Raw genomic sequence first — 25,953 nt, forward strand, 5'->3', positions numbered from 1 at the left:
AACCATTTCGTTCTTTTCACTCATGCATGCCCGCTTATTGGCATCTTTGATGCCAACTGCCGGCGCGTGATTTGGGGAAGCGAGCGATAGTGAGGCCCGGCAACGTTCAGCTCTTTTTGTTACACTGCTTCCAGTGATTAACAATGAAATCTATTATTGATCAATATATTCTATGCCAAAACTATTAGAAATTTATGCAGACGAGGCTTGGACTCAACAGGACCCGCTATATCGATATCATTGCTTTTTTGGTGGAATAATGGCGCCTCCAGAAACCATGGTTGATTTAGAGAATGGAATTAGAAAATTAAAGAAAGCGTATAAATTTAGGAAAGAAATAAAGTGGACTCGAACATCTCCACAAACTGAAACTTTTTTTATAGAGCTGATCGGTCTGTTTAAGAGGTTTATGTTAGCTGAGAGTACTAATCTAAAGTATCGGCAATTATTTCTTGATAGATCAATCTCTTATAGGGGAGAGCCAGAAACTACTCTCAAATCTCAATATAAGGTGTATTACCAATTTATAAAACATAGCTTTGGATTGCTATATGCAGATATACCTATTCATCTAATAATTAATCTTGATACTCACTCTAGTCATATGCATAAAGCAAGATTAATAGAGTTTGCAGACCAATTACCAAGAATTTTAAGAAAAGAAAAATCTCTTAAATTGGATATAAGGTTTGTTGATAGTACTCAATCTTTAGCATTACAGTTGTGCGATCTGTTGATGGGAGCTTCTGGGTATTATGGTAATAATTTGTATAACTTAAGAAAAGAGAATCAAAAGAGAATCTCCAAAAATCAATCAGCTAAAAAACGAATAGGAAAAGAGGTTTACGATACTCTTTGGATTATAAATAACAGAACAAGAGGTAAAAAAGCTTTTAATTGGTTTGAGACAACAGGGATTGATGGGGATAAAGCCAATCACTTCAAGCATAAGTTACGTATTTGGAAATTTGAGGCACATGAATCAATCGATAGGCCTGAATGGAGTGATAAAAACTTTCCAGGCATAAAAGCCCCTAGAGTTATCTATCCTAAGAAATGACAAAGGACATCTGATTAGATGTCCTTAAAATAGTATCGACGGCGTGTCATTGCCATAATGTTAATACTAGCTCTTATTGCTAAGAGTCTTAAAAGCCCCTTATGGGTTCATATACAATGTTATACGATTTAAACCAACTTGCAACTTTTTCCTTCGCTTCCTGAAAGCGAGTCTCATCTAATTTATTCATTACATTAATCTTACCTTTAGCGTTATATGTTTTTATTAGACTTAACCGCTCAATGGAAACTACAGTTATATAATTGCATTTGATATAGGATGATTTAGCACTATCTAGATCGGTTGGCGTCGGACATTCAACTTGAAATTCAGCCTGATTTCCGAAACTTTTTTTACTACTTATAGGCAAGACAGTAACCAATTTGGGATTATAACGATCTTTAAATAAAACGAGTACAGGTCTCTTTTTATTAAACTCAGGGACCTTATTTCCTGAAAAATCGCATATTAAAATACTGCCTTTTTTAGGTTGATATCTTAATCCTTTAGCCATCCCGGTCCTCTAAGCAAGTTTATAAACGAATAACTTTATCTCTTATAATGGTATGTTGACACACTTTATCTATTTAATTCTATTGAAGATATTAGAAATATAACAGACCATAAGTGTAGATCATTATTAGGTAAATTGTATTTTTGTATTCGGTTCCATAAGAAGTTTTTTGGGGCTGCAGGAGCCAACCATTTCGTTCTTTTCACTTATGCATGCCCGCTTATTGCATCTTCGATGCCAACTGCCGGCTCGTGGTTTTTGTGAACTTGGCAACTCGATCAACATTGGTTTAATAATCCTTATTTGATATATCTAATTGAATATAAGTAAGTTATATTGTGCTTTTGTTACCGTCGAAAGTGCTACCTTGAATAATAGAAGAGGCGTTTATGAACTTTATCCCTCAGTTGGTGCAATTTAAAGTACAGCAGGAAGAGAGCCTTGTTTGGAAATTATTACGAGCCGATAATGCACCCTATATTTTAGCTTTTATAAGCGCGCTTTTTTCGGAGGATAAGGAGATTTCTTATACGCAAGCCCGTTTAAAGTTAGATCACTATATTAAAGAAGGGCTACAGCAAAATTTTTGGAATGTGGGCGAACAGAGTGCTAGCGATTATTTACGAGCCTGGATCTATGAAGGTTGGTTGAGAGAATCGAATGATCATCTACTCACTACAGATGCGAGTGAAATTGCGCTTCGTTTTGTCTATTCACTACAAGAACGACGCTTAGGAACAACAGCCTCCCATTTTCGAATTGTGCAAGAAGCTGTACGGGACTTGACTATTACTTTGACGCAAAATGTAAAGGAACGTATTGCGTTGTTGCAAGCGGAGCAAATTGCATTACAGCGAGAAATAGATGATTTACAGCAATATGGTATTGTGCCATTAAAATCAGAAGAGAAGCGTGAAAAAATCTTAGAAGTCTTCTATTTAGCATCCCAATTAACGGATGATTTTCGCAAAATAGAGGAGGAGATTCGTCAATTAGATCAATCCATTCGGATGAAGATGATTGAACAAAATCGGACTAAAGGGGAGATTTTGACACAAATTTTAGAGGCTGAAGAGACACTATTTAATAAAACAGAAGCGGGCAGTTCTTTTGAGAGTTTTTATAAGTTGCTTTGCGATGCTCATCACTTTAATGAATTTCGATTACAACTACGCCATTTAGTAAAAAGTGAGCTAGGGCAATATCTTAAACCGACACAACAAAAATATCTCTATTCATTAGCACAAGTGTTAAGCCGCGAAGGAGAGAGAGTCCGGTCGATTCGACGTAAAACGACAGAGAGTTTAAGAACTTTTATTGAACATGATCTCTATGAGGATAATCAAGCAGTTGCAAAGCTAATAATGCGATTAGAGCGGCGATTGTTGCAATTAAAGAGTGAGGGAGTCGATGTGCGAAACCATCTATTACCGCTCTCTCTTCCTACCGGTATCCCCGTTATTACAAGCCCGATGTCGATGCGCCTGCGTACTCCTGATGAGGAGATAGAAGTGGGTAATATCGTAACTCAAAAGAATAGCCGTACGGTCAGTGCTACCATACTCAATTATCTAGAAACAGTGAACATTCTTGAGCTTGCGCAGAAAGTGAAGTCGCTATTAATAGAACGAAATACGGCATTAAGCATTGGTCAAATTTTAGAAGACTTACCACCCCGCTTTGGTTTAGAAGAGGTGGTTGCACATATTAGAATAGCAAGGCGCATTGGTGCTCCACAACTACCCCTACAAGAATCTGTCAGGGTAGCCGATCAATATGGGGATTTTGTTTTAAAGCTTCCTAAAATTGTATTAAGTGCCACACAATTTCCCGATGACTTTAATGAATGGATGGTTTAGTAATGACAATTGAAGAGCAAGATTTTTTTAGAGAGCTATTGGCAGATAAAGACGCTAGACAGCGCAAGGATCAGGAATTAGATGAAAGATCGGATGAAGGATCGGATGAAGTTGCATTAGATAAAGAGGTCTCATTTGAGTCTACAGCTGATAGACAATCATCCCAATGGGAGGATGCAGATGGTTTAGAGACAGCTGAACATGACCTTCAATCAATGTTGCTCCCCTCAGAAGTTCGTCGTGCATTGATCTATTTAATGCGTAATGGCGCCGTGTTTGATCAAGATAAACCCCATATTTATAAGACGTTGGCCCAATATGAGCGGGAAATACGACAGCATTTAGCAAATTTTTGTCTACAGATTATTCATGATTCTCAACAGAAGTATCTCTTCCTTGCGGATTATGATGGGGATACTGAAGAGGAAACCTTCCCCTCTTTGATTAGTAAAAGAACATTATCCCTCTATGACACGCTTATTCTGCTCATTTTACGCAAACACTATCAGGAGCGAGATCGTGCTGGAGAAGCTGTGATTATGATCGATTTTGAGAAGATTTTAGATGAACTACAACCCTTTATTGGTCTCATCTCTAATGAAAATCTTGAACGTAAAAAAATCTCAGCGCGGTTAGAGGAATTTACAAAACGTCGATTATTGCAAAAGGCAAGTGGTACGGATGAGCGCTATCAAATTACCCCCATTATCTGTTATGTGGTCAATAGTCATTTTTTGACAGAATTATTATCTGCTTATGAAGCAATTGCTCAGCAAACAGATCAACAGCCTGAAGAATTAGAAGTTGTTGATACCAAAGATGTAAGAAACTCAGATAAAAATCCTATAACTTTGGTGCAGAGTACTTTTGATATACCAGAATATGCAGAAAGTGAAGAGGTTCCAATAGATAAAGCCCTGTTTAAAGAGGATTGATAGAGATGACAAATTATGATCTTTTAGGAAACTCTCAAGTATTACTGACTGAATTATCCGTTTGTAATTGGGGATCTTTTACAGGGATACATACTGCACATATCAATTCTGGGGGAACGTTAATTACCGGCGATAATGGTGCTGGAAAGTCCACCTTAATTGATGGATTGATGGCACTTTTAGTTGCGCCAGGTAAAGCGGCATTTAATATTGCCGCCGCGCAAGGGGATCGTACCGATCGCTCGCTTTTGACCTATATGCGTGGAAGTTTTGGGGCAGATCACGATGGGAGTACAACGAAGACTAAAAATAAACGAAATCGTGGGGTTATCTCAGGCTTACGAGCACTCTATCGTTTTACAGATGGCGCTGAAATTACAATGGCAGCGCTCTTTTGGACTTCAAGTAGCAGCAATGATATGAGTGATGTTAAAAGGCTCTATATCGTCGCTCGGCAAAATATTACGCTAGAAGAGATATTAGCCGAATTTGAGAATGAGAACATCCGCAGATTAAAACAATTCTTAAAAAATCATCCTGCAATTTTATATGCTGATAATAAGTTTGGGGATTATCAAAATATCTATCGAAGCTGCTTACATATGGATAATCAAAATGCGCCGGGATTACTTTCTCGAGCATTAGGCTTGAAGAAGGTCGATGATTTGACAACCTTGATTAGAGATCTTGTATTAGAGCCGATTAATCTTCGAGAATCTGGTCAAAAGATTGTTGAGGATTTTGAGAATTTAAAAGCTCTATATGACACGATTGTGGATATTGAAGCACAAATTAAGCACCTTAATCCATTAGTTGAATATGATCAGCGGTTACAAACTGGAAAAGTACGAAAAGAGGAATTGTTAGAATCTCTTACGATACTACCTATCGCATATGCTAAAACCCAAGTAAGCATCTTGCAGGCAGATATCACTCAATTAATGGCTGAAGAGAAGGGGGCAGAAAGTGCTTTACGGGCATGTATCGATCAGTTAGATCAACAACGCTCATCACTAGAATCACTCAACTTGAAATATCATCAAGCAGGTGGTGGGCAACTTTTAACACTTAAGCAGCAATTAACTCAGACAAATAGAACCTTCAAAACGCAGCAAACTCAGGCCGCACATTATCAAAAATGGTGTCAGAGCTTAGGGATTGATGATACTTTAACGCGCTCTCAATTTGAGCTTCATCAAGCAAAATCGGTGGAGATGCTTGATCATATATCGCTAATGATTGAAGCGTTACAAGAGGCTGTTACGGAGGTTGCGATTGAGCTACAAAATCATCAGCAATCGGCCGAAAGATTACAGGAAGAAATCACTCAGTTAGCGGCATCCCCTGATTCTAATATTGATAGTCGATATCAGTCAATGCGTAGAGAGTTAGTATCGGCATTATCTCTTTCGGTTGAGGATTATCCTTTCATTGGAGAGTTGATCGATGTTAAAAAAGAAGAGAAAGAGTGGCAAGGCGCTATTGAGCGTGCATTAGGTGGGCTTCGTACAACACTTTTGGTTCCTGAAAGAAACTATCAGCAGATTACCGCCTGGTTAAATCAACATCATTTAGGGCTACATGTTCGGGTACAAGTAGTGCGTGAAGCTGATGATCAAATGAGTGAATTCAATCAACAAGGATTCTTAGCGAAGTTGATCTGGAAACAACATGCTTATCGAGGTTGGTTACAACAATTTTTACAGCGTTTTGATTTAACATGTGTCGATTCGGTCGAGCATTTAAATGTGACTGTTAACTCAATGACACAACAGGGATTAATTCAGCGACAAAAAGGGAGATTTGAGAAGCAAGATCAGCAAAAGGTGATGGATCAACGCTATTGGAATATCGGGTTTAATAATAAGATAAAGTTGATGCTTTTAAAGAAGACGCTCGACGAACAGATCACCTGCATAAAAGCTACAGAAGAAGAGAAGCAATCCCGGCAAAAAGCATTAAGAGAGGCACAAAATAATCATACTATTTGGCAAAAACTCTCGGAGATTCTCTGGGAGCAGATCGATATGGCTAAATCTCAAGCAGAGATAGCACATCTAACCTCATTAATTGCAGAGTTAGAAAATGAGAAAGGAGGTCTTGCAAGTATTCAGCACAACATTGATAACGTGAAAAAAGAGATTCAAACGTTAGAGCAGCGTCGGGAGTCATTGATCCGAAAAGGTGGGGAATTAGCGCAACAAAAGAGTGAGAAACAGCGGCAGTATCAGGGGTATCAGCAAGATGCCACAATGGAGATGAGCAAGGATGGATTACAATTATTGACCCCCTATATCGAGCGATATTCCTTACAAGATAATGTTGCTTTTAAGCAGATAAAATCAGAGATTGAGCAACATTTAACGAAGATTAATGATCTGATTCATAACACGAGTCGTAAGGTTGAGGGGATTATCACGAGCTTTATGGTGAAAGATCAATGGCGTTCTTTTTCATTAGAGTGGCCAGTGGGATTAGAGGCGCTTTCTAATGCTTTAATATATTTAGAGGCATTAGAAAAAGAGGGATTACCTGCACATAAACTACGTTTTAAGGAGCGATTGAATCAACATACAACGCAATCCTTAGCGGATTTTAATAATATGATGCGAGGCTCATTAGAGGAGATTGAAGATCGCATTCAGGTGATTAATCGAGTGCTAGCAAAAACTGAATTTCGGGAGGGGAGTTTTCTACGGTTAGGATATAAACGGGAGCGAATCGCCACATTACAAATATTTCAACAAAAATTAGATAGCGCCCTACACCTCATGCTAACGGAGAGAGAAGATGGTCATGAAGCCCGTTTTGTCGCACTTAATGAAGTTATTGTGATTTTAGATCGTGCTTGTAATATTGCGCCTAATACGCAAGAGAGTATTAAATTGCTAGATACCCGTTATCAGCTCTCCTTTTATGCATCAGAAATTGATCGTGAGAGTGGTGAAGAACGTGATGTGTGGGAATCTTCAAGTGGTAAATCAGGGGGTGAAAAAGAGGCATTTGCGGGTACAATCGTCGCGGCAAGTTTAGCTTATGTATTAACGCCAGAAGGAAGTGAGTTTCCTGTATATAGTACGGTGTTTCTTGATGAAGCGTTCTCTAATACTGCAGAAACGGTAAGTCGCCGAGTTTTGAGGGTATTTAAAGCATTACAATTGCATATTAACCTGATCACACCTTATAAAAATATTACGATTGCGCGAGAGTCTGCAAGTTCACTCTTAATTGTTGAGCGGGATAATGATCAACATGAGAGTCGTATTTTAGAATTAACTTGGGAAGAGTTAGATGCGCAGCGACAACAATTATTACAAAAGCGGGTAAATGATGAGATGGCGGGTCATTAGAGATGCTCCACGAGAAAAGCGCATTATCGCATCTATTATCTAATAGAGTTATCAATCGAGCTATCAATAGAATTATCAAATAGAGTAGGTATTGTGTATGCAAAAGGCACGATCGTGGGGTGTTTTACCTGAAACATTAATTAAGCGATTATGGCAACAAGAGTGGCAAAATAAGGGCCGCTTGAAATCGAGGTTGTTAGATTCGGAGTTTACCCTTATTGAAGTGGGCTTAAAGCCGCCGACAGAACAGATTATTTTACAGGATGTGTCGGCATTTCAAGCGTTTGTCGAGGCATGGCGGGAATGGGATGGAAAGATTGAAGTTATTCGAAAAACGTTTCATTATCCTCGCATTGGAAAACAATCCATTCCTATTAAAATCCGTATCTCTTCTCTTTTAGAGTTAGCGACTTTTCTAGGTGAGGAGGCGCTAGAGTTATTGGAAAGTTGGCGTACTACGATCGGGCGTTTTCTCTATGAGTTAACCCTGACAGATCAAACGCCTTCTTATGCGCTTTTTAGCGCTATTGTTAATTCCATAGAAGCACTCACAGCGCTCTCTCCTTTAGATCAAGAGAACATGTTAACGTTATTACCTCAATTATCTTATCGCATGGGAAGAGGGTGTTATCTTCGAGCGCTCAATGTGACCGGCATCGATACGAAGTTCATTGAAAATAATGAGACCTTAGTGGCAGCGTTATTAGCTGGGATCTATCCTTCAGCATCGTTAGACCTTAAGTCTACAACTGAAATCTCTAAAGAAGTGATTGGAGATATTACAAAAATAGGGCTCTATCAGTGGTTAGATGTGAAACAGACACCTAAAGATTGGTTATTAGTACGCTTGCTCTGCCCACAATTACAAGCGCAGTACCAAGGTTTAGATCTCTTAAGATTACCGGCAGCGGTATTAAGGGCACAAATCTTTGAGGTGAACCATATTCTGATTATTGAAAATGAACAGATCGCATTTAGCCTCCCTAATTGGGATGATCTATTAATTATTGCCGGCACGGGGAAGAATCTCAATTGGTTAAGTGCGCTATGGTTACAGGGTAAGAGGGTTGCTTATTGGGGAGATATTGATCTTGATGGTTTAAGTATGCTTAGTCAGGCTCGATCGCTCTTTCCCGAGATTACTCCTTTGATGATGGATGTATCGATTATTAACCGATATCGTAATTATATGGTGCCGGGAAGTCAGCAGTTGATCTATGACCCTCCTTTTTTAACTCCTGAAGAGGGAGTGCTGTTTCAACAATTGCGCACCAATTATTACGGAGCTTCTCGTTTAGAGCAGGAGCGCATCTCTCAAGATGAGATTATCGCTACAATTCATGATTGGATAAATGAAAAGAGTAATCTGTAGTAATCTCCGGCAACTCAACAGCTCTTTTGTTTCAATTTTGGGTGACAAATTTTAGGCAAAAAAAAGCCGAGCTCTTAAAGACTCGGCAAAATAACCACCAAAGGAGGATATGGAGGAGAACGTCTGATTGCTCAAACGTCACGCATATAGTAGTGCTTTTTTTAAAGGTTGTCAAATAATATCTTAAGCAAAAGATAAAAAATTTAGAAATATTTTCAAATTAGCAGTTTTTGTGAAAAAAGTAGCCATTTTTGCGGGAATATCGACGTAAAAAGCGATAAGTGAGCAGAAGTAGGAAGAGAAAACGTTTTCAAAGAGAGATCTTGAGATATGAAAAAAGACTCTAATTGATTAATATTTAATCATTATTAGAGCCTTTTTAGACTGAGTACATTGATCAATTAGTTAACCAATGAGCCAACTAATCAATCGGGAAAATTACATGCCGGCAATAACGGTATTGAATCCGCCATCAACAAAAGTGATCTCGCCCGTTACACCTGATGCAAGATCAGAAGAGAGGAATGCAGCAACATTACCCACTTCTTCAATGGTGACACAACGACCGATCGGCGCTGCTGCTTCAAATGCTGAGAGCATGCTCTTAAAGTCAGCAATTCCTGATGCTGCTAGAGTACGGATCGGTCCTGCTGAGATCCCATTAACACGAATACCCTCTTTACCCAATGCTAATGCCATGTAGCGAACATTTGCTTCAAGTGATGCTTTGGCTAAGCCCATCACATTGTAGTTTTGTACTGAACGCTCACTTGCAAGGTAGGTTAATGTTAAGAGTGAAGCATTTTCACGAAGGTAAGGGCGTGCAGCTTTTGCTAATGCGGCAAAGCTATAAGAGGAGATATCGTGAGCAATTTGGAAGTTCTCTCTTGTTACGGTATCGAGATAGTTACCATCGAGCGACTCTCTAGGTGCAAAGCCTACAGAGTGGATCACAATATCAAAGCCATCACTCCAAACATCTTTGAGTGATGTCATCAATGCTTCAATCTCACTATCACTTGCCACATCACATGGGAGGACGATGTCAGAGTCGAGCTCTGCCGCCATCTTTCTAACACGATCTTCTAAACGCTCACCATGAAAGCTAAATGCAAGCTCTGCACCTTGCTCACGCATCGCTTTTGCGATTCCCCAAGCGATTGAACGATTCGAGGCGAGACCGACGATTAATGCACGTTTACCTTTTAAAAAACCCATATTAAATCCTTTCTGCTTCTGTTTGATTATTGTTGCTGATCGATAGCGTATCGAAGCGCATCAAAGAATCAAAACGATATAAAAATAGTATAAAACACCATAAAAAAGCGTGTAAAGATCTGCCACTTTGCGACAGATTAAATAGCACCATATTACCACGAATCTTTGTAGGGGCATTGTGCTATTTCTCCCAAATTCCAGGAAGAATCACTACGATTATTATATTTAAGAGCGGTTTACCCTCAATAGTTAGGGCGCTATGAGTGTGATTTATCGATATTTGAGTATTGAGTATTGGTTTATTTTTGGGAGAAGGTTAGGGGGCGGATCGATGGTTTCAGTGATCTATACGAGAGCCTTAAGTGCGCTGCATGCGCCGGAGGTACGTGTTGAGGTTCATATTAGTAATGGCTTGCCGGCATTAACGATTGTGGGGATGCCGGAGACAGCGGTCAAAGAGAGTAAAGATCGGGTCGTTGCCGCTATTGTCAATTCTGGTTTTGAGTTCCCTAATCGTAAAATTACTATCAATCTCTCTCCGGCGGATCTTCCTAAAGAGGGTGGGCGTTACGATCTGCCTATTGCTCTAGGGGTATTAGAGGCTTCAGGGCAGTTACAAAATTCACCTAAAGCGTATGAATTTGTCGGTGAGTTGGCGCTTACCGGAGAGTTGCGACCTATCACAGGGTTATTGCCTACAGCCATTCAGGTGATGAAGCGCGAGGGGCGCTTAATTGTCCCATATGATGGGGCAGAGGAGATCGGTTTTCTGGGTTATCAACATTTTTTGATGGCGAAAAATCTCCGTGAAGTGGTCGATTTTATCGATGGGAGAGTCAAATTAGCAGAGCCACCTGTTCTACAGATTCAATCAGAGACCCCTATTCCCGATTTTTCAGAGGTTAAGGGGCAATTTTTTGCCAAACGTGCATTAGAGATCGCCGCAGCCGGTGGACATAATGTTCTTTTGATCGGCCCACCGGGTACGGGAAAGACTATGCTCGCCTCCCGTTTTGCCGGCATTTTACCAAAGATGACGCGAGAGGAAGCGATCGAAAGCGCGATGATCGCCTCTATTAGTCGGCAGGGATTTAGAGCGGAGCAATTTGGTGTTCGTCCATATCGAACACCCCATCACACCTCTTCATCTGTTGCCTTAGTGGGGGGCGGAACTTATCCAAAGCCAGGGGAGATCTCTCTTGCACATCACGGCATTCTCTTTCTCGATGAGTTGCCAGAGTTTAATCGCACGGTGTTAGAAGTATTGCGAGAGCCTCTTGAATCGGGGATGATCCATATCTCAAGAGCGATGCAACAGGTGGAATTCCCCGCCAAATTTCAATTGATCTCAGCGATGAACCCTTGTCCTTGTGGCTATTTAGGAGATCCTGTTCATGAATGTAGCTGTAGTGATTATGCGATTGCTCGCTATAAGGGGCGAATATCAGGGCCGATGTTAGATCGGATCGATCTTCATGTGGAAGTGCCTCGTATCTCCACAGAAGAGCTCCAAAGTAGTAAGAGAGGGGAACCCTCCTCAGAGATCAGAAAACGGGTTGAGGTTGCAAGAGCGGCACAATTAGCGCGACGTGAGAAGATCAATGCTGATCTTACCGTCAATGAGATTGAGTCTGACTGTCCCCTTGGAGAAGGTGAGTTGAAATTATTGGAGATGGCGCAAAAACGGCTCAATTTCTCCCCACGGAGTTATCACCGTATTTTACGAGTGGCGCGAACAATTGCCGATCTTGAGGAGAGCGAAAAGATCAGTAGCCGACATTTAACGGAGAGTCTCGCTTTTCGAGCGCTTGATCGCGGTTATCAAAAGAGCCCTTAGCTATAGATTATCCGTATTAATTTCTCGCTCTTTAAGAGATCCCTTTCGCTTGTGGGGCAAAGGAGGATATACTAGAGGGCTATTGAGCTCTATTTTAGTAAATTTTGGTGAGTATTGATGGGTGGTAAGAAAATACTATCGATCAGCACTTCACGCAGTAGATAACCGATCAGATCAAGCGATCGAAGGAGATTTAAGTTGAGTCAGTCACTTGTAGCGCCTACACAATCTATCGAAGAGGTGGTAGGGAAGATTGTTAATGGCTTTCAGTTTTTAGATGATTGGACCGCCCGTTATGAATATCTTATCGATTTAGGGCGCGCAATGCCTCCCTTTCCCGATGATCAGCGTATTGAAGAGAATCGCCTCTATGGTTGCCAAGCACAGGTTTGGTTGCTCTCTCAATATCATGAAGGGCGTCTCTATTTTCAAGCTACGAGTGATTCTGCTATTGTTTCGGGGCTTTTAGCGTTGCTTCTTCGTGTCTATTCAGGCCGTACACCGCAGGAGATCATCGATCATCCCCCAGAGTTTATCCGTGAAATTGAGTTAGAGCAGCATCTTTCGCTTTATCGTGCCAATGGTTTAGCGCAGATGATGAAGAAGATTCGTCTGATCGCTGAGCAGACCTTAATCGAAGAGGAGCATGGCGCCCTTTAAGGTGTCAAGAGGGGCAAAATGCGCTATCCATTTGAGATAACAAAGAAGGGGGCGAATACCCCGCTTCAACTCCCTGCGGAGATCTTGGCACAATTGGAAGAGAGTGATCGAGAAGAGAATCGATTTATCTGGGATGGTAAAGCCTTTTTTTGGCGTGATTTAACCGCTGGCGACCTGAAAATTGACTTCTTTTCAAAGAAGATGCGCTATCGTATGCAACATCTCAATAAAGCGCAAGAACCGCTTCTTCGAGCTTTAGGGTGGAAGAGTAATGAGCGTAAAAATGTACTTGATCTTACGGCGGGATTAGGGCGAGATTCTGCGCTTCTCTTCTTTGCCGGCTTTAATGTCACGATGTTTGAGCGCAATCCTGTTTTACAGATTCTTTTAAAAGTGGCGTTAGAAGCGGTGCCGATGGCAGAGTTCCCGCAGCAGTGGCGTCTAAAAGAGCAAGATGCAATTGAGTATCTAACCCATTACAGACTTTATCGTGCGGATGAAGCGCAAGATAGCATGGGTGAGAGCCTGGGGAAGATTGAAAAAGATCAGACTGATGGAGATCCGATTGAGTTGATCTATCTCGATCCGATGTATCCTGAGCGGAAGAAATCAGCCTTAGTGAAAAAAGAGCTTCGTATTATCCGTGAACTGGTAGGAGATGATCCCGATAGTGAAGCACTTCTTGAGGCAGCGCTAGAGAGTGGCGCTGAACGAGTGGTTGTGAAGAGGCCGAAAGGTGCTCCTTTTGTGGGGGAGAGAAGCCCCCATCATTCGGTGGAATCCCCCAATACACGTTTTGATGTTTATCTTAGAACGCTTCATGCGGGGTAGGGAAGAAGCTCATTTCAGGGTGATTAAAGCGTATAGGGCATAGGATCAAGGTCGATTAGCAGAGAGTAATATTGATATAGGTATTGATTGGTATAAGTATTGATGCCGTTATTGATACAGATATCGATATACATATTGATACAAATAGGGATTTAAATAGTGATATCAGCGTGGTGCTATAGATCTAGTTATTGAGTAGGAGTGAAGAGGAGAGAGATGAGTCGCGAAATTACCGATTTAGTAGCAGTGAATGAAGATTCTACCTTGAAAGCCTCAAGTCGTAGTGCAAGACGAATTCCGATCTATGATATTCCCATTGTTAAAGCGGAATTAGAGCGAGCGGATGAAGTTTTAGGGTTGCGTAATTTAGAGCCGGCAGTGAGTCTCTTCGGTTCTGCACGATTAACGAAAGATGATCGGAGCTACCAATTAGCTTTTGAGATTGCCAAAGCGCTCTCAGAGCGGGGCGTTTCTATTATCACCGGCGGTGGACCCGGCGTTATGGAAGCAGGAAATAGGGGGTGTCAGGCAGGGAAGTTAGGAACTTCAATCGGTCTTAATATTAAGCTACCTCGTGAACAGTCGCCGAATATCTACCAAGATTTCTCGCTCCATTTTGATCATTTTTTAACGCGTAAGACGGTATTTTTGGCCTACTCCGAGGCTTTTATCTGTGTGCCCGGTGGATTTGGAACACTCGATGAGTTGATGGAAGCTTTAACCTTGATGCAGACTAAAAAGATGATCGAAAAACCGATCATTTTAGTAGATCGACAATTTTGGCAGCCACTTCTCGATTGGTTTGGAAATGAGCTTCTCTCTCAAGAGATGATTATCGCGAAAGATCTCGATCGCGTGACGCTAGTCGATAGTGTGGAAGAGGTTTTAGCGGCCTTAGCGCCTATCTATAAAGAGCTCTCTTCAGAGGAAGCGAATTAAAATCTTTCTCTTCTTAAGAAAATTCGTGGAGCTGCGGGAAACGACCATTTCATTCTTTTCGCCGGTGTATGCCCTCGGGTCGGCATCTTTGATGCCAACTGCCGCGCGTACTTTATGGAAGTATGCGATAGTAAGATCCGGCAACGTTCAGCTTTTTTATTTCAAGAAAAGAGTCAGCGATGGAGAATCGCCTCTTGCCGGCATGCAACTTATGGAAGTATGCAGTGGTGATCTTCGGCAATTCATCAGCTTTTTGTTTTGATCAATCACAATATTGTTCTTAAGAAAATTCGTGGAGCTGCGGGAACCGACCATCTCAATCTTTTCACCGGTGGCATGCCCGCGGGTCGGCATCTTTGATACCAACTGCCGGCGCGTAGTTTATAGAAGTAAGTGATAGTAAGATCCGGCACCGTTCAGCTTTTTTATTTCAAGAAAATAGTCAGCGATGGAGAATCGCCATTTGCCGGCATGCAACTTATGGAAGTATGCAGTAGTGATCTCCGGCAATTCATCAGCTCTTTTTATTTCAATTAATTTTAATTAATTTCAATTAATCATTCTTAAGAAGGTCTGTGGAGCTGCGGGAACCGACCATTTCATTCTTTTTATAAGTGCATGCCCGCGGGTCGGCATCTTTGATACCAACTGCCGGCGCGTACTTTATGGAAGTGCGCGATAGTAAGATCCGGCAGCGTTCAGCTTTTTTATTTCAAGAAAAGAGTCAGCGATGGAGAATCGCCATTTGCCGGCATGCAATTTGTAGATGTATGCAGTGGTGATCTCCGGCAATTCATCAGCTTTTTTTATTTCAATCAACAATCTAATAAAGAGCAATAAAAAAATGCCACCATTGATACTCTATGGTGGCATTTTGATATCTATAGATCTTTATGACAAGTTACAAATGAGCGTAACTTTGCTTCATTTTGCTTTTTAATTAGTTTGCTTTATGAAGAATCTGTTTTACTAAGAGTTGAATTTTCTCTTGTGGAATGTGTAAGTTAGGTGCCATTGGAATAGGACCCCAAACACCTGAACCACCGTTGGTGACTTTCTCAACAAGATAGGTTTCAGCACCATCATCATCTTTATACTTTTCGTATACTTCATCGTAGCTTGGGCCAATTAATTTGCTATCTTGACGATGGCAAGCAAAGCAACCTGAAGCTGTTGCAAGCTCAGGGTCAACCTGTGCAAAAGTTGGAACTGAAAGTGCTGCGAATGAAGCGGCAATAAGAAGAATTTTTTTCATATGAATTTCCTTTTAATTGAATGATTCATCACTGAAGTCTATTGTGACTCTGCTAGTAACTATTGTGATCGAATGCCTCTGCTCGGAGCGGATCCACAATAGATGTTGCCATAAATCACATCCATATAACTTCTATTCTACCAGAATCATCCACTATTCTACCGTTAAATGGGAGTATTTACTCTATATTTTTGTATATCAATTTTCAACTAATTAGGCAGATGATCGGAATCATCTGCACTTTAAGAAGTTTTAAGTAGCATTAAGAAACTTTAAGCTGCTCTTAAAAACTTTTAAAATTTATTTTTTAGTATCCCCTTTTTTCGGAATCTCCCAATTTTCCACATGAATCGCCTCTAAGCGATTACGAACTAAGGTATGATCTTTAACATCTTTAGGAACAATAGAACCCGCGGCTGTTGCTGCATGATTACCAATTTTAACGGGGGCTACTAAGGAGCTATTTGAACCGATAAAGGCATGATCACCAATAATGGTCTGATGCTTGTTTGCTCCATCGTAGTTACAGGTAATGACGCCGGCACCAATATTACTCTCCTTGCCGATCGTAGCATCCCCTAAATAAGCAAGATGAGAGGCTTTTGCCCCATCAGCAAGGGTACTATTTTTAGTTTCGACAAAGTTACCAATGCGGGTATTATCCCCTAATTTACTATTCTCTCGAATGCGCGCAAAAGGACCGATAGAGGCATTCGCACCGATTGATGCATTCTCAATAACAGAGTAAGGATGAATAATGGTGTTATCACCAATAACGACATTTTTTAAGACGCTACCAGTACGGATTACAACATTTTTACCTAAAATGACTTTACCTTCTAAAATCACATTCGCTTCGATATGGCAATCGAGGTCATTCTGAACGCGTCCACGAATCGTTAAAGAGTCGGGATGATCGATCGTAATACCATTGAGCATGAGTTGTTTTGCCATCTCTTGCTGATAGTAGCGCTCAAGATTAGCCAATTGAATACGATCGTTAACGCCCTGGATCACTGCCGGATCTTCCTCGATGGTATGGATCGTGATTCCATTTTGGACTGCGAGTTTTGCAACATCGGTGAGGTAGTACTCATTTTGTTGATTATCATTACCGATCTGTGGAAGCGCCTCTTTTAAGAAGTTTTGGCAGATGGCGAAGATTCCGGTATTGATTTCTTTGATCTCTTTTTCGGTCTCATTGGCATCTTTCTCTTCAATAATCGCAATCATATGATGGTTATGATCACGAATAATACGGCCATAACCGGTAGGATTATCAACAGAGGAGATCAACCAGTTGAGGCGCGTATTTTCGGCATTTTTGACGAGCTCTTCCAATGTTTCTGCACGGATCAGTGGTGTATCGCCATAGAGTACGAGAACGGTAGAGTCTTCAATGGTGTAGGGTAGCGCATATTTCATTGCATCCCCAGTTCCTTCAAAGGTCTCTTGTTTTGCCCAAGTGATATCTTCATGGTGGGTGAAGGCCGCTTGTAGCTCTTCTCCGCGGTGACCATAAACAACAATTAAACGATCGGGATTGAGCTTTCTTGCACTCTCTAAAACATGTTCAAGCATCGGCTTGCCTCCAATTTTATGGAGAGGCTTGGGGAGTGCTGATTTCATTCTAGAACCTAAACCTGCCGCTAGAATGACGATGGAAAGCTTTTTCATATCCTAAATTCCTTTTCTTTTGATAGCTCTTATTGATCAATAAGATTGTTCAAATAATACAATGATATATCGTAGAGATATGGCAAATGATATTGTATCTCTCGGCTCTATAGACTTTTTTCGGCTCAACAAAAAGGTTTAATTGAGCCTATCGACCATGATGCCGACCCGATATCGATCTCCCCATTTTAATCTTTTACGCTGATCACTTCAGGAAATTTTCGGCAAAGCGGGATAAGATCAATCTTTGCCGGGAATCTCTGTTATTAATTGAAACCAAAAGAGCTGTTGAGTTGCCGGATCTCACTATCGCACTCTTCCACAGACCACGCGCCGGCAGTTGGCATCGAGGATGCCGAATGGCGGGCATGCACCGGTAAAAAGAACGAAATAGTCGGCTCCCGCCTCTCCATAAACCGTTTTAAGAACAATTCATCAAAATAGCAAAGGCTGAACGCTGCCGGATCTCACGATCGCGCTCTTCCACAGACCATGCGCCGGCAGTTGGCATCGAGGATGCCGAATGGCGGGCATGCACCGGTAAAAAGAACGAAATGGTGAGTTCCCGCCTCTCCATAAACCGTCTTAAGATCAATTCATCAAAATAGCAAAGGCAGAACGCTGCCGGATCTCACTGTCGCGCTCTTCCACAGACCACGCGCCGGCAGTTGGCATCAAAGATGCTGAATAGCGGGCATGCACCGGTAAAAAGAACGAAATAGTCGGCTCCCGCCTCTCAACAGATCCTCTTAAGAATCATAAGAATGATTAGCTGAAATTAATTGCAACAAAGAAGGCTGTTGAGTTACCGGAGATCACCATCGCGTGTTTCTATAAATCGCGCGCCGGCAGTTGGCATCAAAGATGCCAAACCGCGGGCATGCATCGGTAAAAAGAACGAAATGGTCGGTTCCCGCCTCTCCATAAACCGTCTTAAGAACAATTCATCAAAATAGCAAAGGCAGAACGCTGCCGGATCTCACTATCGCACTCTTCCACAGACCACGCGCCGGCAGTTGGCATCGAAGATGCCGAATGGCGGGCATGCACCGGTAAAAAGAACAAAATGGTCGGTTCCCGCCCCTCCACGAATTTTTTTAAGAACAATATTATGATTGATCAAAACGAAAAGGGGATGAAAGGTGCCGGCACCGCATACTTTCATAAGTTGCACGCCGGCAATTGGTGATCTTCTTGCTATTAGCTGAGAAGATCGATTAGGCGGCTGATGGCATTGATGCGAAGTTCTGGGCTCTCAAGGGGTAACTTGTAACGTAGGGCCTCTTGTCCTTGAAGTTGATAAAATTGGGGTTGCTCCTGAATTAGGCTGATTAATTTTGGCGTATTGATACGAGGCTGTTCTCCAAAGAGAATGCGTACCCCTTGGGCATTCGCTTCGATCTTCTTTAAGTTGAGCGGCTTTGCTCTTAACTTAAGTTCTGCGATTTTGAAGAGTCGTTTTGTCGCATCAGGAAGAAGACCAAAACGGTCGATCATTTCGATCTGAATCTGATCGAGCGCATCAATACTCTTCGCACTAGCGATCCGTTTGTAGTAGGAGAGACGGATCGCAACATCAAAGATAAAGTCCTCTTGAATCAATGCCGGCGCACCGATAGTGATCTCTAGGCCTTTGTTGAAGGGATCTGCCACATCGAGTTTTCCACCCCGTTTAATCATCTCTGCCGCTTCACTTAAGAGCTCCATATAGAGAGAGAAGCCGATCGCATTGATCTCACCACTTTGCTGATCTCCTAAGAGTTCTCCGGCACCTCGTATCTCTAAATCATGATTGGCTAACATAAAGCCGGCACCTAACGTATCGGTCGTGGCAATCGCTTCAATCCGTTTTTTCGCATCACTGGTCATTGCAGCTGCTTCCGGCACGATAAGATAGCAGAACGCACGATGATGAGAACGACCAACACGCCCCCGAATCTGATGAAGTTGCGCCAGTCCAAGATGATCTGCACGATTGATAATTACCGTATTGGCATTGGGAACATCGATCCCCGATTCAATAATGGTGGTACAGAGAAGGATATTGATACGATGATGGTAGAAATCGAGCATCACTTTTTCTAGCTCATTCTCATGCATCTGCCCATGCGCCATGCCGATAGAGATATTGGGCATTAGCGCGGCAAGTCGCTCGGCAACGAGCTCAATACTTTTAACCTCATTGTGGAGAAAGTAGACCTGTCCACCCCGTTTAAATTCACGCATACAGGCTTCAACAATCAACTCATCACTCCACTCATTGACAAAGGTCTGTACCGCGATACGATTTTCGGGAGGCGTTGCAATAATGGAGAGCGCTTTAAGCCCTGTTAAGCCCATATTGAGTGTGCGAGGAATGGGGGTTGCGGTCATCGCCATAAAGTTCACCTCTGCTCTTAAAGCACGAAGGCGTTCCTTCTGTTTGACCCCAAATCGATGCTCTTCATCGATAATGACTAAACCTAAATTGTGAAAAAGGGTATCTTCTGAGAGCAGGCGATGGGTGCCGATAATAATATCGATCTCCCCTTTTTCTAGGCTAGCTAAGATCTCGCGAGTCTCACGACTCTTGCGGAAACGGGAGAGCGCGGCAATCTTAATGGGCCAATCGGCAAAACGATCCTCAAAGGCGGTGGCGTGTTGCTCAGCAAGAAGGGTTGTAGGGGCTAATATTGCGACCTGATAACCATTCATTGCCGCCATAAATGCGGCACGCATTGCCACTTCTGTCTTTCCAAAACCGACATCACCACAGACAATACGATCCATTTTTCCCGCTTCAAGATCACTTAAAACGGCATCGATCGCTCGCTGCTGATCGGGCGTTGTCTTATAGGGGAAGCTCTCGGCAAAGGCAGGATACTCTTCTGGCAGTGTCATCCCCTTACCCGATTGCGCCTCTCGGCGAGCATAGATATCGAGGAGCTCAGCAGCAGTATCATTCGCCTTTTCAGCCGCTTTTCTTCGAGCCTTATCCCATTGATCAGAGCCTAACTTATGTAGCGGTGCGCTACTCTTCTCACTGCCTGAATATTTAGAGAGGAGATCGAGCGAGGTGACGGGAACATAGAGCTTGGCATTATCTCTATATTGAATCACCACAAGTTCGGTATCATCGATAATATCCATGCCGGCATAACGACCAATCCCATGATTGATATGGATAATGGGATCACCGATCTCTAATGTGTCGAGATTCGTTAACATCGCCTCAATATCGGCCACTTTTCCTTTTGCACGATACTCACGGGGTTTAACGCCGAGAAACTCTGCCTCTGTCACCATGCGGAAAGGGGGTGTTTCATTAGAGAAACCTTGACTGAGAATGCCCGTTAAGAGCATGAGGGGTGCCGGTTTACTAAATGCCGCTTGTAGGGAGGGTGCCATTACCGGTGTGATCTCTTCATTAGCTAAACGATTGAGAAGATTTTCACGGCGACCGGAGGTTTCAGCGCAGAGAAAGAGGGGGCTTTTCCCCGAATCTGCTTGTGTCTTTAATGCTTTAAGATCGATCGAAGGTTGAAACTGCGTGGTAAAGCGAAGATCGACCTGTGGATAGTGACTAATGAGGCTCTCCGCCCCTTTCGGGGTGAGATAGAGGCGCGTTGGGGGAAGAATCGGTTTGAGATGATCGTGGCGATAGCGTTCAAATCGAGTCTCGATCAGCTCTTGAAAGCGAAGTGCTTCTTGCTCGACATGAGGATAGAGAATGAGCGAAGTCGTCGTCGGGAGATAGTCGAAAAAGGTGGCGCTATTATCAAAGAAGAGGGGCATATAGTTTTCAATGCCGGAGGGGAGATTCCCCTTGATTGTCTCTTGATAGATATGAGATTTGCCTAAAATAGCAGGATCATCGGTAAAGGTAGATTGGTATTTTTGGGCAAAGGTCTCCAAACCTTTGGGGCTCATATCGAGCTCTCGTGTTGGTAGAAGCGATAATTTCTCAAAGGTCTCAATAGTATCGCCATTTTCTGGATCGAAGGTGCGAATTGAATCGATCTCATTGTCGAAAAAATCGATTCGGAGCGGCGATTTCTCCCCCATTGGAAAGAGATCGAAGAGTGAGCCGCGCGCAGAGAATTCACCCGGAGAGAGAACATTGGAGACAGCGAGATAGCCCGCCGCTTCTAAGTTGAGACGAAACTGTTCGCGATCGATAATATCGCCTCGTTGAAAGAGGAGAACATTTGCATCGAAGAATTCGCGAGGGGGAAGGCGCTCAAGGAGAGTGGGGATCGTGATAATCACAATCTTGCGATTGCCGGACTTCAGATGGAAGAGAAGGGAGAGCCGCTCGGAGATGATATCGATCTGAGGAGAGAAGGGATCGTAAGGGAGTGTTTCAGTATCGGGAAAAATCGCCGCTTCACCCCCAAAAAAGGTGCAATCTTGCGCAAGATTCTCTGCCTTACGCATATCATTAACAATAACCACCAAGGTTTGATCGCTACTCTTTGCTGAGTTGACCAGGTTGAGAGCAAAATGAGCGGGGTTTTCAATCTCCCACTCAATAGTACGTTTCTGCACGGGGATAGAGCGAGAGGGGAGGGCAATTTTTTTCATAACTTAAGCGCGCTTTTTGTTAGATTGTTTCTCTTTTTTAGGAAGTTGAATAATCTCAGTGCCGGAGAGCTTATCATGCCAGGCGAGGCGAGTTGGGGAGACAAAGACCCATAAAAAGCCTAAGCCCAGTGGAATCCAGCTAATGATCGCGGTAAGCAGGCGAAGAATGGCTCGTTGAGCTGTAATAGGACGCCCATCGATCTGTTGAATACGTAGACGCCATGCGCGCATGCCGGTTGTATGGGCATCCCTTAACCAGAAGAAGAGAAAGTAGATAAAGGGGAGCAGCGCAAAGAGTGTTCGTTGAAGGGGAAAGAGGGGATGACCCGCTTCAATAGCATTGCCACCATTAAAAGGCAAGAAGATCACAGCAATTACCATCTCGAGCGCAAAGATCGCGAGAATATCGTATAGCAGAGCGCCGAGTCGGCGGTGGAGTAGGGCACGGGGATAGGTTGTCATCTACAACTCCTCATAGATTGATCGATTGAGAGATCGAAGTCTTAGTAGGCGACTTTAAAACAAGATCATCTCGAGAGACTTTTAAATCATGGATTAAAAAATGGCTACTATTTTAACATGCCTATTGCAGAATTGCGGAGGGGATTTCGCCGTTGCATTTTTATCAGTGATGGGTCAATAGTAAGGAGTAGCCATGAATGAATCAGTAATGAGTTATCAATAAGTAATCAATGAGCCATCAGTGAGGAGGAGTAATATGAAGGAAGAGATGATAAGAGAGAGGATGATGAAGGAGGAGCGAGTGAGATCGGAAGAAGCGCGAAACCTGAAGATTTTACAATTAGTGGATCAGATTGATCAGCCATCGATCTTTGCTGATTTTGCCGCTTTAAAAGCATTAACCGATTCTGATCAGCCCTATACGCGCCGTGCATTTACCGATCAGTATCTAGCTGGCAGAGCATGGCTCGTTGAGCGATTAAGTGCATTAGGTTTAACGCCTTACTATGATGCCATTGGCAATCTTCGGGCGCGTTTAGAGGGGGAGCGAGCAGAGACAATCTACTTCGGGTCCCACACAGATACGGTGCCGGGTGGAGGACTCTATGATGGTATCTTAGGGGTGATTGCCGGGATCTCAGTACTACAAAGCATCATTGCTTCCGGAGCAAAACCGCAATACTCTCTAGAACTAATCGATTTTTTAGCAGAGGAGAGTAGTGATTGGGGGCTCTCTTGTATCGGCAGTCGAGGCTTAGCCGGTGTTTTGCATGATCAAGATTTAGCACGAAAAAATCCCTACACCGATGAAGTGTTAGCAGATGCTATTGTCAAAATGGGGGGAGAAGCGCCCTTCCAGAGTGATCTTCTTTCACCAAAGTCGGGAAGTTGTTTTGTTGAACTCCATATTGAGCAGGGACCTCTCTTAGAAGCATTGGATGGGGAGGTGGGCATTGTCTCCGGCATTGTGGGAATCGATCGTGTGGAGCTCAATATTAGTGGGAAGCAGAATCACTCCGGCACAACCCCGATGACCTTAAGAGAAGATGCTCTTGTGGGGGCATCAGCATTGATCACGAGGATTCATCAATTAGCGACTGAGATTGCAGCAGAGGCTGCGCTTGAAGAAGGTTATTTTGTAGCAACCTGTGGCAGACTCATCATCACGCCTAATGCGATCAATGTTGTGCCGGGCGCTGCGCAACTAGTAGTGGATATCCGTTTTTCTAGGACGCAATATCGGGATCGTTTTTTAGAGGCGTTAAAGGAGCAGCAGCGCCACATTGAGAAGCAGTATCGGCTCTCAAGTAAGTTGACGCGACTCTCTACTACAGAACCTGTTCTTTTCGATAGAGCTCTTCAGACGCAGGCAACCTCTTGGGCCGAGCGGCTGGGATATCGATCTCATTCGCTCTTAAGTGGTGCCGGACATGATGCCGCTTTTATGGCGATGTTGATGCCAACGGTAATGCTCTTTATCCCATCGGTCGATGGATTGAGCCATCATGCTCAAGAGTTGAGTCATGAGGCAGATATTATTCGGGGAATCTCCCTCTTTTCTGCGTTGATATTAGATTTAGCGCTCTAAATTTGAAGATGATTTCAATATCTTGTTATCTCTACTAAGATTTCTAACCTCACGATTTTAGGAAGTGTTTCTATCTTCCTTCGTCTTCCTTCCATCTTCCTTTCATCTTTCTTCATTATGGGGTATATAGGAAGAAGAGAAGGGCGAAATAGGCGCCCTTTAGGAAGATCTGAGCGAAAAAGCTCGATCAATTTCAGTTTAAAGGGATGAGAAGAAGAGTGGAGTGATATCGATGAATGAAGGTGAGCGAAGAGGCGTTTCAACAGATTTTCAAGAGGGAAACATTCAAGAGGAAGATTCGCAAGCGCATTGTGTTAACAGGCATCGTGCTCAAGCAATTTTGCAAGAGATCGAAGGCTGGAAAGAGGAGGCGAGAGCGATCCGTCACGCTTTCCATCAACACCCAGAGTTGGGATTTGAAGAGTCAGCGACAAGCGCGAAAGTGGTCGAGCTCTTAACAGCTTATGGTGTTGATAAGATCGATCTCTCCTTTGCAAAGACGGCAGTAATTGCTACTATTGCCGGCCGTTATGAGGGGCCGATGATTGGTCTTCGAGCAGATATGGATGCATTGCCGATAGTAGAGCAGAATCAATTTACCTATCGCTCTGAATATCCCGGCATTATGCATGCATGCGGTCATGATGGACACACTACGATGTTATTGATGGCGGCAAAATATCTTGCTCAATATCGAAATTTTGCCGGTACGGCGATCTTGATCTTTCAACCTGCGGAGGAGGGAAGAGGAGGTGCTGAGCAGTTAGTTGTTAAAGAGAATTTTTTAGCGCGTTACCCTTTAGATGCGATCTACGCGATGCATAATTGGCCCACATTGCCGGCGGGAACCTTTGCCATTAAACCAGGTTCGATTATGGCAAGTTCAGATCGAATCTTTATCACTATAAAAGGGCAGAGTGGTCATGCCGGGCTTCCGCAGTTGACACAAGATCCTCTTCTTGTCGCAACCCATATCTATCAAGGGATTCAGGGGTTAGTTGCAAGAACTGTCGATCCCCTTTCCCCATTAGTGGTAGCGATTACCCAGATTCATGGTGGAGAGACGACCAATGCGATTGCCGGCAGTGCCGAGATGGCGGGGACGATTCGCACTCATGATGAAAAATTGCGCCATAAGATCATTGCACAATTGCATCTCTTAGTAGAGAGTATGGGGCGCGCTTTTGGGATGGAGGCAACAATGCGTTTAGGGCCGATTAGTCATCCTGTTACAGTGAGTAGTGAGTTAGAGGCGGCTAGAGCGATCAGTGTCGCAACGGAGCTTGTAGGTGCAGATCAGGTCAAACTCGATATTGAGCAGCAGATGACAAGTGAAGATTTTGCCTTCTATCTTGAACGGGTGCCGGGCTGTTACCTCTTTATCGGTAATGGCACGGTAGCAACAGAAGCGGGTGCACCGATCGGTTTGCATCATAGTCATTACGATTTTAATGATGATATTACCCCTTTAGGGGCCAGTTTTTTGGTAGGTTTAGTTGAGTCCTATCTTCCATCGAAATGATGTTGGAGAGGGAGTAGATGAAGTGGATTATCAGTCTGAATTGTCAGTATCAATTATTAGTATCAGTATCAGTTTTAGTATAAGTTGCTAGTTTTAAAGGGAATGAAGAATGATCGAAGTCTCTCTACTTCGATCCTCTTTTTCAGACTTTTTCAGACTTTTTAAGTTTGGTAGAAATTAGAGATAGATCAATAAAGGAGATCGATGATGACAACCTTGTGGGATGAAGATGCCGATGAGGTCAAAAAGAGCATCAATTGTGTACTCAATCGTGGGGGCGAGCAGATTGCCCTGAAGAAGAGTGCCATTGG

At 42.9% G+C, this 25,953-nt stretch carries 22 protein-coding genes; 13 read left to right on the plus strand and 9 right to left on the minus strand.

The window, feature by feature from the left end; genetic code table 11:
• Positions 1-172: 172 nt before the first annotated feature.
• Complete coding sequence (locus tag AC0SAP_RS08640; RefSeq protein WP_473383882.1) at positions 173-1,060, plus strand: DUF3800 domain-containing protein; 888 nt, start codon at positions 173-175, stop codon at positions 1,058-1,060.
• A gap of 88 nt (positions 1,061-1,148) precedes the next feature.
• On the opposite strand, the gene AC0SAP_RS08645 is transcribed toward AC0SAP_RS08640, so the two are convergent.
• Positions 1,149-1,574 carry a type II toxin-antitoxin system PemK/MazF family toxin gene (locus tag AC0SAP_RS08645; protein ID WP_286481415.1) on the minus strand — a complete coding sequence of 142 codons (426 nt, stop codon included), beginning with the start codon at positions 1,572-1,574 and terminating at the stop codon, positions 1,149-1,151.
• A gap of 389 nt (positions 1,575-1,963) precedes the next feature.
• Here AC0SAP_RS08645 and AC0SAP_RS08650 point away from each other — a divergent pair, with 389 nt between their 5' ends.
• The 4 genes from AC0SAP_RS08650 (at position 1,964) to AC0SAP_RS08665 (ending at position 9,090) form a co-directional block, all read left to right on the plus strand.
• Positions 1,964-3,433, plus strand: a complete 1,470-nt coding sequence (locus AC0SAP_RS08650; RefSeq protein WP_473383883.1) for a DUF3375 domain-containing protein — start codon at positions 1,964-1,966, stop codon at positions 3,431-3,433.
• A 2-nt stretch (positions 3,434-3,435) separates the two neighbouring features.
• The gene (locus AC0SAP_RS08655; RefSeq protein ID WP_473383884.1) at positions 3,436-4,368 is read left to right on the plus strand and encodes a DUF4194 domain-containing protein; all 933 of its coding nucleotides are present in this window, start codon (positions 3,436-3,438) and stop codon (positions 4,366-4,368) included.
• Positions 4,369-4,373: 5 nt separating this feature from the next.
• Positions 4,374-7,718, plus strand: coding sequence for an ATP-binding protein (locus tag AC0SAP_RS08660; RefSeq protein ID WP_473383885.1), 3,345 nt, complete (start codon positions 4,374-4,376; stop codon positions 7,716-7,718).
• A 97-nt stretch (positions 7,719-7,815) separates the two neighbouring features.
• On the plus strand, positions 7,816-9,090 hold the full coding sequence (locus tag AC0SAP_RS08665) for a Wadjet anti-phage system protein JetD domain-containing protein (RefSeq protein WP_473383886.1): 1,275 nt from the start codon (positions 7,816-7,818) through the stop codon (positions 9,088-9,090).
• Positions 9,091-9,528: 438 nt separating this feature from the next.
• On the opposite strand, the gene AC0SAP_RS08670 is transcribed toward AC0SAP_RS08665, so the two are convergent.
• A complete protein-coding gene (locus tag AC0SAP_RS08670) occupies positions 9,529-10,308 on the minus strand; it encodes an enoyl-ACP reductase FabI (protein ID WP_473383887.1) in 780 nt (259 codons plus the stop codon).
• A gap of 331 nt (positions 10,309-10,639) precedes the next feature.
• On the opposite strand from AC0SAP_RS08670, the gene AC0SAP_RS08675 reads away from it, so the two are divergent.
• From AC0SAP_RS08675 to AC0SAP_RS08690, 4 genes are all read left to right on the plus strand, one after another.
• Entirely contained in the window at positions 10,640-12,145 is a 1,506-nt protein-coding gene (locus tag AC0SAP_RS08675; RefSeq protein WP_286481409.1) for a YifB family Mg chelatase-like AAA ATPase, read from the plus strand.
• 198 nt (positions 12,146-12,343) lie between these two features.
• Positions 12,344-12,805 (plus strand): SufE family protein, encoded by a 462-nt coding sequence (locus AC0SAP_RS08680; protein ID WP_198959046.1) that lies wholly within the window; start codon positions 12,344-12,346, stop codon positions 12,803-12,805.
• Positions 12,806-12,823: 18 nt separating this feature from the next.
• A complete protein-coding gene (locus AC0SAP_RS08685; RefSeq protein WP_473383888.1) occupies positions 12,824-13,636 on the plus strand; it encodes a class I SAM-dependent methyltransferase in 813 nt (270 codons plus the stop codon).
• 216 nt (positions 13,637-13,852) lie between these two features.
• Positions 13,853-14,575 carry an LOG family protein gene (locus AC0SAP_RS08690; RefSeq protein WP_473383889.1) on the plus strand — a complete coding sequence of 241 codons (723 nt, stop codon included), beginning with the start codon at positions 13,853-13,855 and terminating at the stop codon, positions 14,573-14,575.
• Between the two features lie 663 nt (positions 14,576-15,238).
• Here the strand turns inward: AC0SAP_RS08690 and AC0SAP_RS08695 are convergent.
• From AC0SAP_RS08695 to glmU, 3 genes are all read right to left on the minus strand, one after another.
• The gene (locus tag AC0SAP_RS08695; protein ID WP_473383890.1) at positions 15,239-15,394 is read right to left on the minus strand and encodes a hypothetical protein; all 156 of its coding nucleotides are present in this window, start codon (positions 15,392-15,394) and stop codon (positions 15,239-15,241) included.
• Between the two features lie 121 nt (positions 15,395-15,515).
• Positions 15,516-15,830, minus strand: coding sequence for a c-type cytochrome (locus AC0SAP_RS08700; RefSeq protein WP_286481404.1), 315 nt, complete (start codon positions 15,828-15,830; stop codon positions 15,516-15,518).
• A 300-nt stretch (positions 15,831-16,130) separates the two neighbouring features.
• The gene (glmU, locus tag AC0SAP_RS08705; RefSeq protein ID WP_473383891.1) at positions 16,131-17,507 is read right to left on the minus strand and encodes a bifunctional UDP-N-acetylglucosamine diphosphorylase/glucosamine-1-phosphate N-acetyltransferase GlmU; all 1,377 of its coding nucleotides are present in this window, start codon (positions 17,505-17,507) and stop codon (positions 16,131-16,133) included.
• A gap of 288 nt (positions 17,508-17,795) precedes the next feature.
• Here glmU and AC0SAP_RS08710 point away from each other — a divergent pair, with 288 nt between their 5' ends.
• On the plus strand, positions 17,796-17,951 hold the full coding sequence (locus AC0SAP_RS08710; RefSeq protein WP_473383892.1) for a hypothetical protein: 156 nt from the start codon (positions 17,796-17,798) through the stop codon (positions 17,949-17,951).
• Here the strand turns inward: AC0SAP_RS08710 and AC0SAP_RS08715 are convergent.
• Positions 17,929-18,084 carry a hypothetical protein gene (locus AC0SAP_RS08715; protein WP_473383893.1) on the minus strand — a complete coding sequence of 52 codons (156 nt, stop codon included), beginning with the start codon at positions 18,082-18,084 and terminating at the stop codon, positions 17,929-17,931. The two genes, AC0SAP_RS08710 and AC0SAP_RS08715, sit on opposite strands and share 23 nt — an antisense overlap.
• 223 nt (positions 18,085-18,307) lie before the next feature.
• Here AC0SAP_RS08715 and AC0SAP_RS08720 point away from each other — a divergent pair, with 223 nt between their 5' ends.
• Positions 18,308-18,463, plus strand: coding sequence for a hypothetical protein (locus tag AC0SAP_RS08720; RefSeq protein ID WP_473383894.1), 156 nt, complete (start codon positions 18,308-18,310; stop codon positions 18,461-18,463).
• Between the two features lie 26 nt (positions 18,464-18,489).
• Here AC0SAP_RS08720 and AC0SAP_RS08725 read toward each other — a convergent pair whose 3' ends face one another.
• From AC0SAP_RS08725 to AC0SAP_RS08735, 3 genes are read right to left on the minus strand one after another with little or no spacing between them, the layout of a single operon-like run.
• Positions 18,490-18,681 (minus strand): hypothetical protein, encoded by a 192-nt coding sequence (locus AC0SAP_RS08725; RefSeq protein WP_473383895.1) that lies wholly within the window; start codon positions 18,679-18,681, stop codon positions 18,490-18,492.
• 26 nt (positions 18,682-18,707) lie between these two features.
• Positions 18,708-22,070 carry a transcription-repair coupling factor gene (gene mfd / locus AC0SAP_RS08730; protein ID WP_473383896.1) on the minus strand — a complete coding sequence of 1,121 codons (3,363 nt, stop codon included), beginning with the start codon at positions 22,068-22,070 and terminating at the stop codon, positions 18,708-18,710.
• A gap of 3 nt (positions 22,071-22,073) precedes the next feature.
• Positions 22,074-22,532: an RDD family protein gene (locus AC0SAP_RS08735; protein ID WP_094567453.1), complete on the minus strand. Its 459-nt coding sequence runs from the start codon at positions 22,530-22,532 to the stop codon at positions 22,074-22,076.
• A 256-nt stretch (positions 22,533-22,788) separates the two neighbouring features.
• On the opposite strand from AC0SAP_RS08735, the gene AC0SAP_RS08740 reads away from it, so the two are divergent.
• A complete protein-coding gene (locus AC0SAP_RS08740) occupies positions 22,789-24,120 on the plus strand; it encodes a hydantoinase/carbamoylase family amidase (RefSeq protein WP_473383897.1) in 1,332 nt (443 codons plus the stop codon).
• A gap of 232 nt (positions 24,121-24,352) precedes the next feature.
• On the plus strand, positions 24,353-25,642 hold the full coding sequence (locus AC0SAP_RS08745) for an amidohydrolase (protein WP_473383898.1): 1,290 nt from the start codon (positions 24,353-24,355) through the stop codon (positions 25,640-25,642).
• Positions 25,643-25,953: the final 311 nt, after the last annotated feature.

The sequence above is a fragment of the Ignatzschineria sp. PL_is040 genome, assembly GCF_055813795.1.

Coding starts and splice junctions, on each gene's coding strand:
- AC0SAP_RS08640 (WP_473383882.1), top strand. CDS start 173: ATGCCAAAACTATTAGAAATTTATGCAGACGAGGCTTGGACTCAACAG.
- AC0SAP_RS08645 (WP_286481415.1), bottom strand. CDS start 1,574: ATGGCTAAAGGATTAAGATATCAACCTAAAAAAGGCAGTATTTTAATA.
- AC0SAP_RS08650 (WP_473383883.1), top strand. CDS start 1,964: ATGAACTTTATCCCTCAGTTGGTGCAATTTAAAGTACAGCAGGAAGAG.
- AC0SAP_RS08655 (WP_473383884.1), top strand. CDS start 3,436: ATGACAATTGAAGAGCAAGATTTTTTTAGAGAGCTATTGGCAGATAAA.
- AC0SAP_RS08660 (WP_473383885.1), top strand. CDS start 4,374: ATGACAAATTATGATCTTTTAGGAAACTCTCAAGTATTACTGACTGAA.
- AC0SAP_RS08665 (WP_473383886.1), top strand. CDS start 7,816: ATGCAAAAGGCACGATCGTGGGGTGTTTTACCTGAAACATTAATTAAG.
- AC0SAP_RS08670 (WP_473383887.1), bottom strand. CDS start 10,308: ATGGGTTTTTTAAAAGGTAAACGTGCATTAATCGTCGGTCTCGCCTCG.
- AC0SAP_RS08675 (WP_286481409.1), top strand. CDS start 10,640: ATGGTTTCAGTGATCTATACGAGAGCCTTAAGTGCGCTGCATGCGCCG.
- AC0SAP_RS08685 (WP_473383888.1), top strand. CDS start 12,824: ATGCGCTATCCATTTGAGATAACAAAGAAGGGGGCGAATACCCCGCTT.
- AC0SAP_RS08690 (WP_473383889.1), top strand. CDS start 13,853: ATGAGTCGCGAAATTACCGATTTAGTAGCAGTGAATGAAGATTCTACC.
- AC0SAP_RS08700 (WP_286481404.1), bottom strand. CDS start 15,830: ATGAAAAAAATTCTTCTTATTGCCGCTTCATTCGCAGCACTTTCAGTT.
- glmU (WP_473383891.1), bottom strand. CDS start 17,507: ATGAAAAAGCTTTCCATCGTCATTCTAGCGGCAGGTTTAGGTTCTAGA.
- AC0SAP_RS08715 (WP_473383893.1), bottom strand. CDS start 18,084: ATGGAGAGGCGGGAACTCACCATTTCGTTCTTTTTACCGGTGCATGCC.
- mfd (WP_473383896.1), bottom strand. CDS start 22,070: ATGAAAAAAATTGCCCTCCCCTCTCGCTCTATCCCCGTGCAGAAACGT.
- AC0SAP_RS08735 (WP_094567453.1), bottom strand. CDS start 22,532: ATGACAACCTATCCCCGTGCCCTACTCCACCGCCGACTCGGCGCTCTG.
- AC0SAP_RS08740 (WP_473383897.1), top strand. CDS start 22,789: ATGAAGGAAGAGATGATAAGAGAGAGGATGATGAAGGAGGAGCGAGTG.
- AC0SAP_RS08745 (WP_473383898.1), top strand. CDS start 24,353: ATGAATGAAGGTGAGCGAAGAGGCGTTTCAACAGATTTTCAAGAGGGA.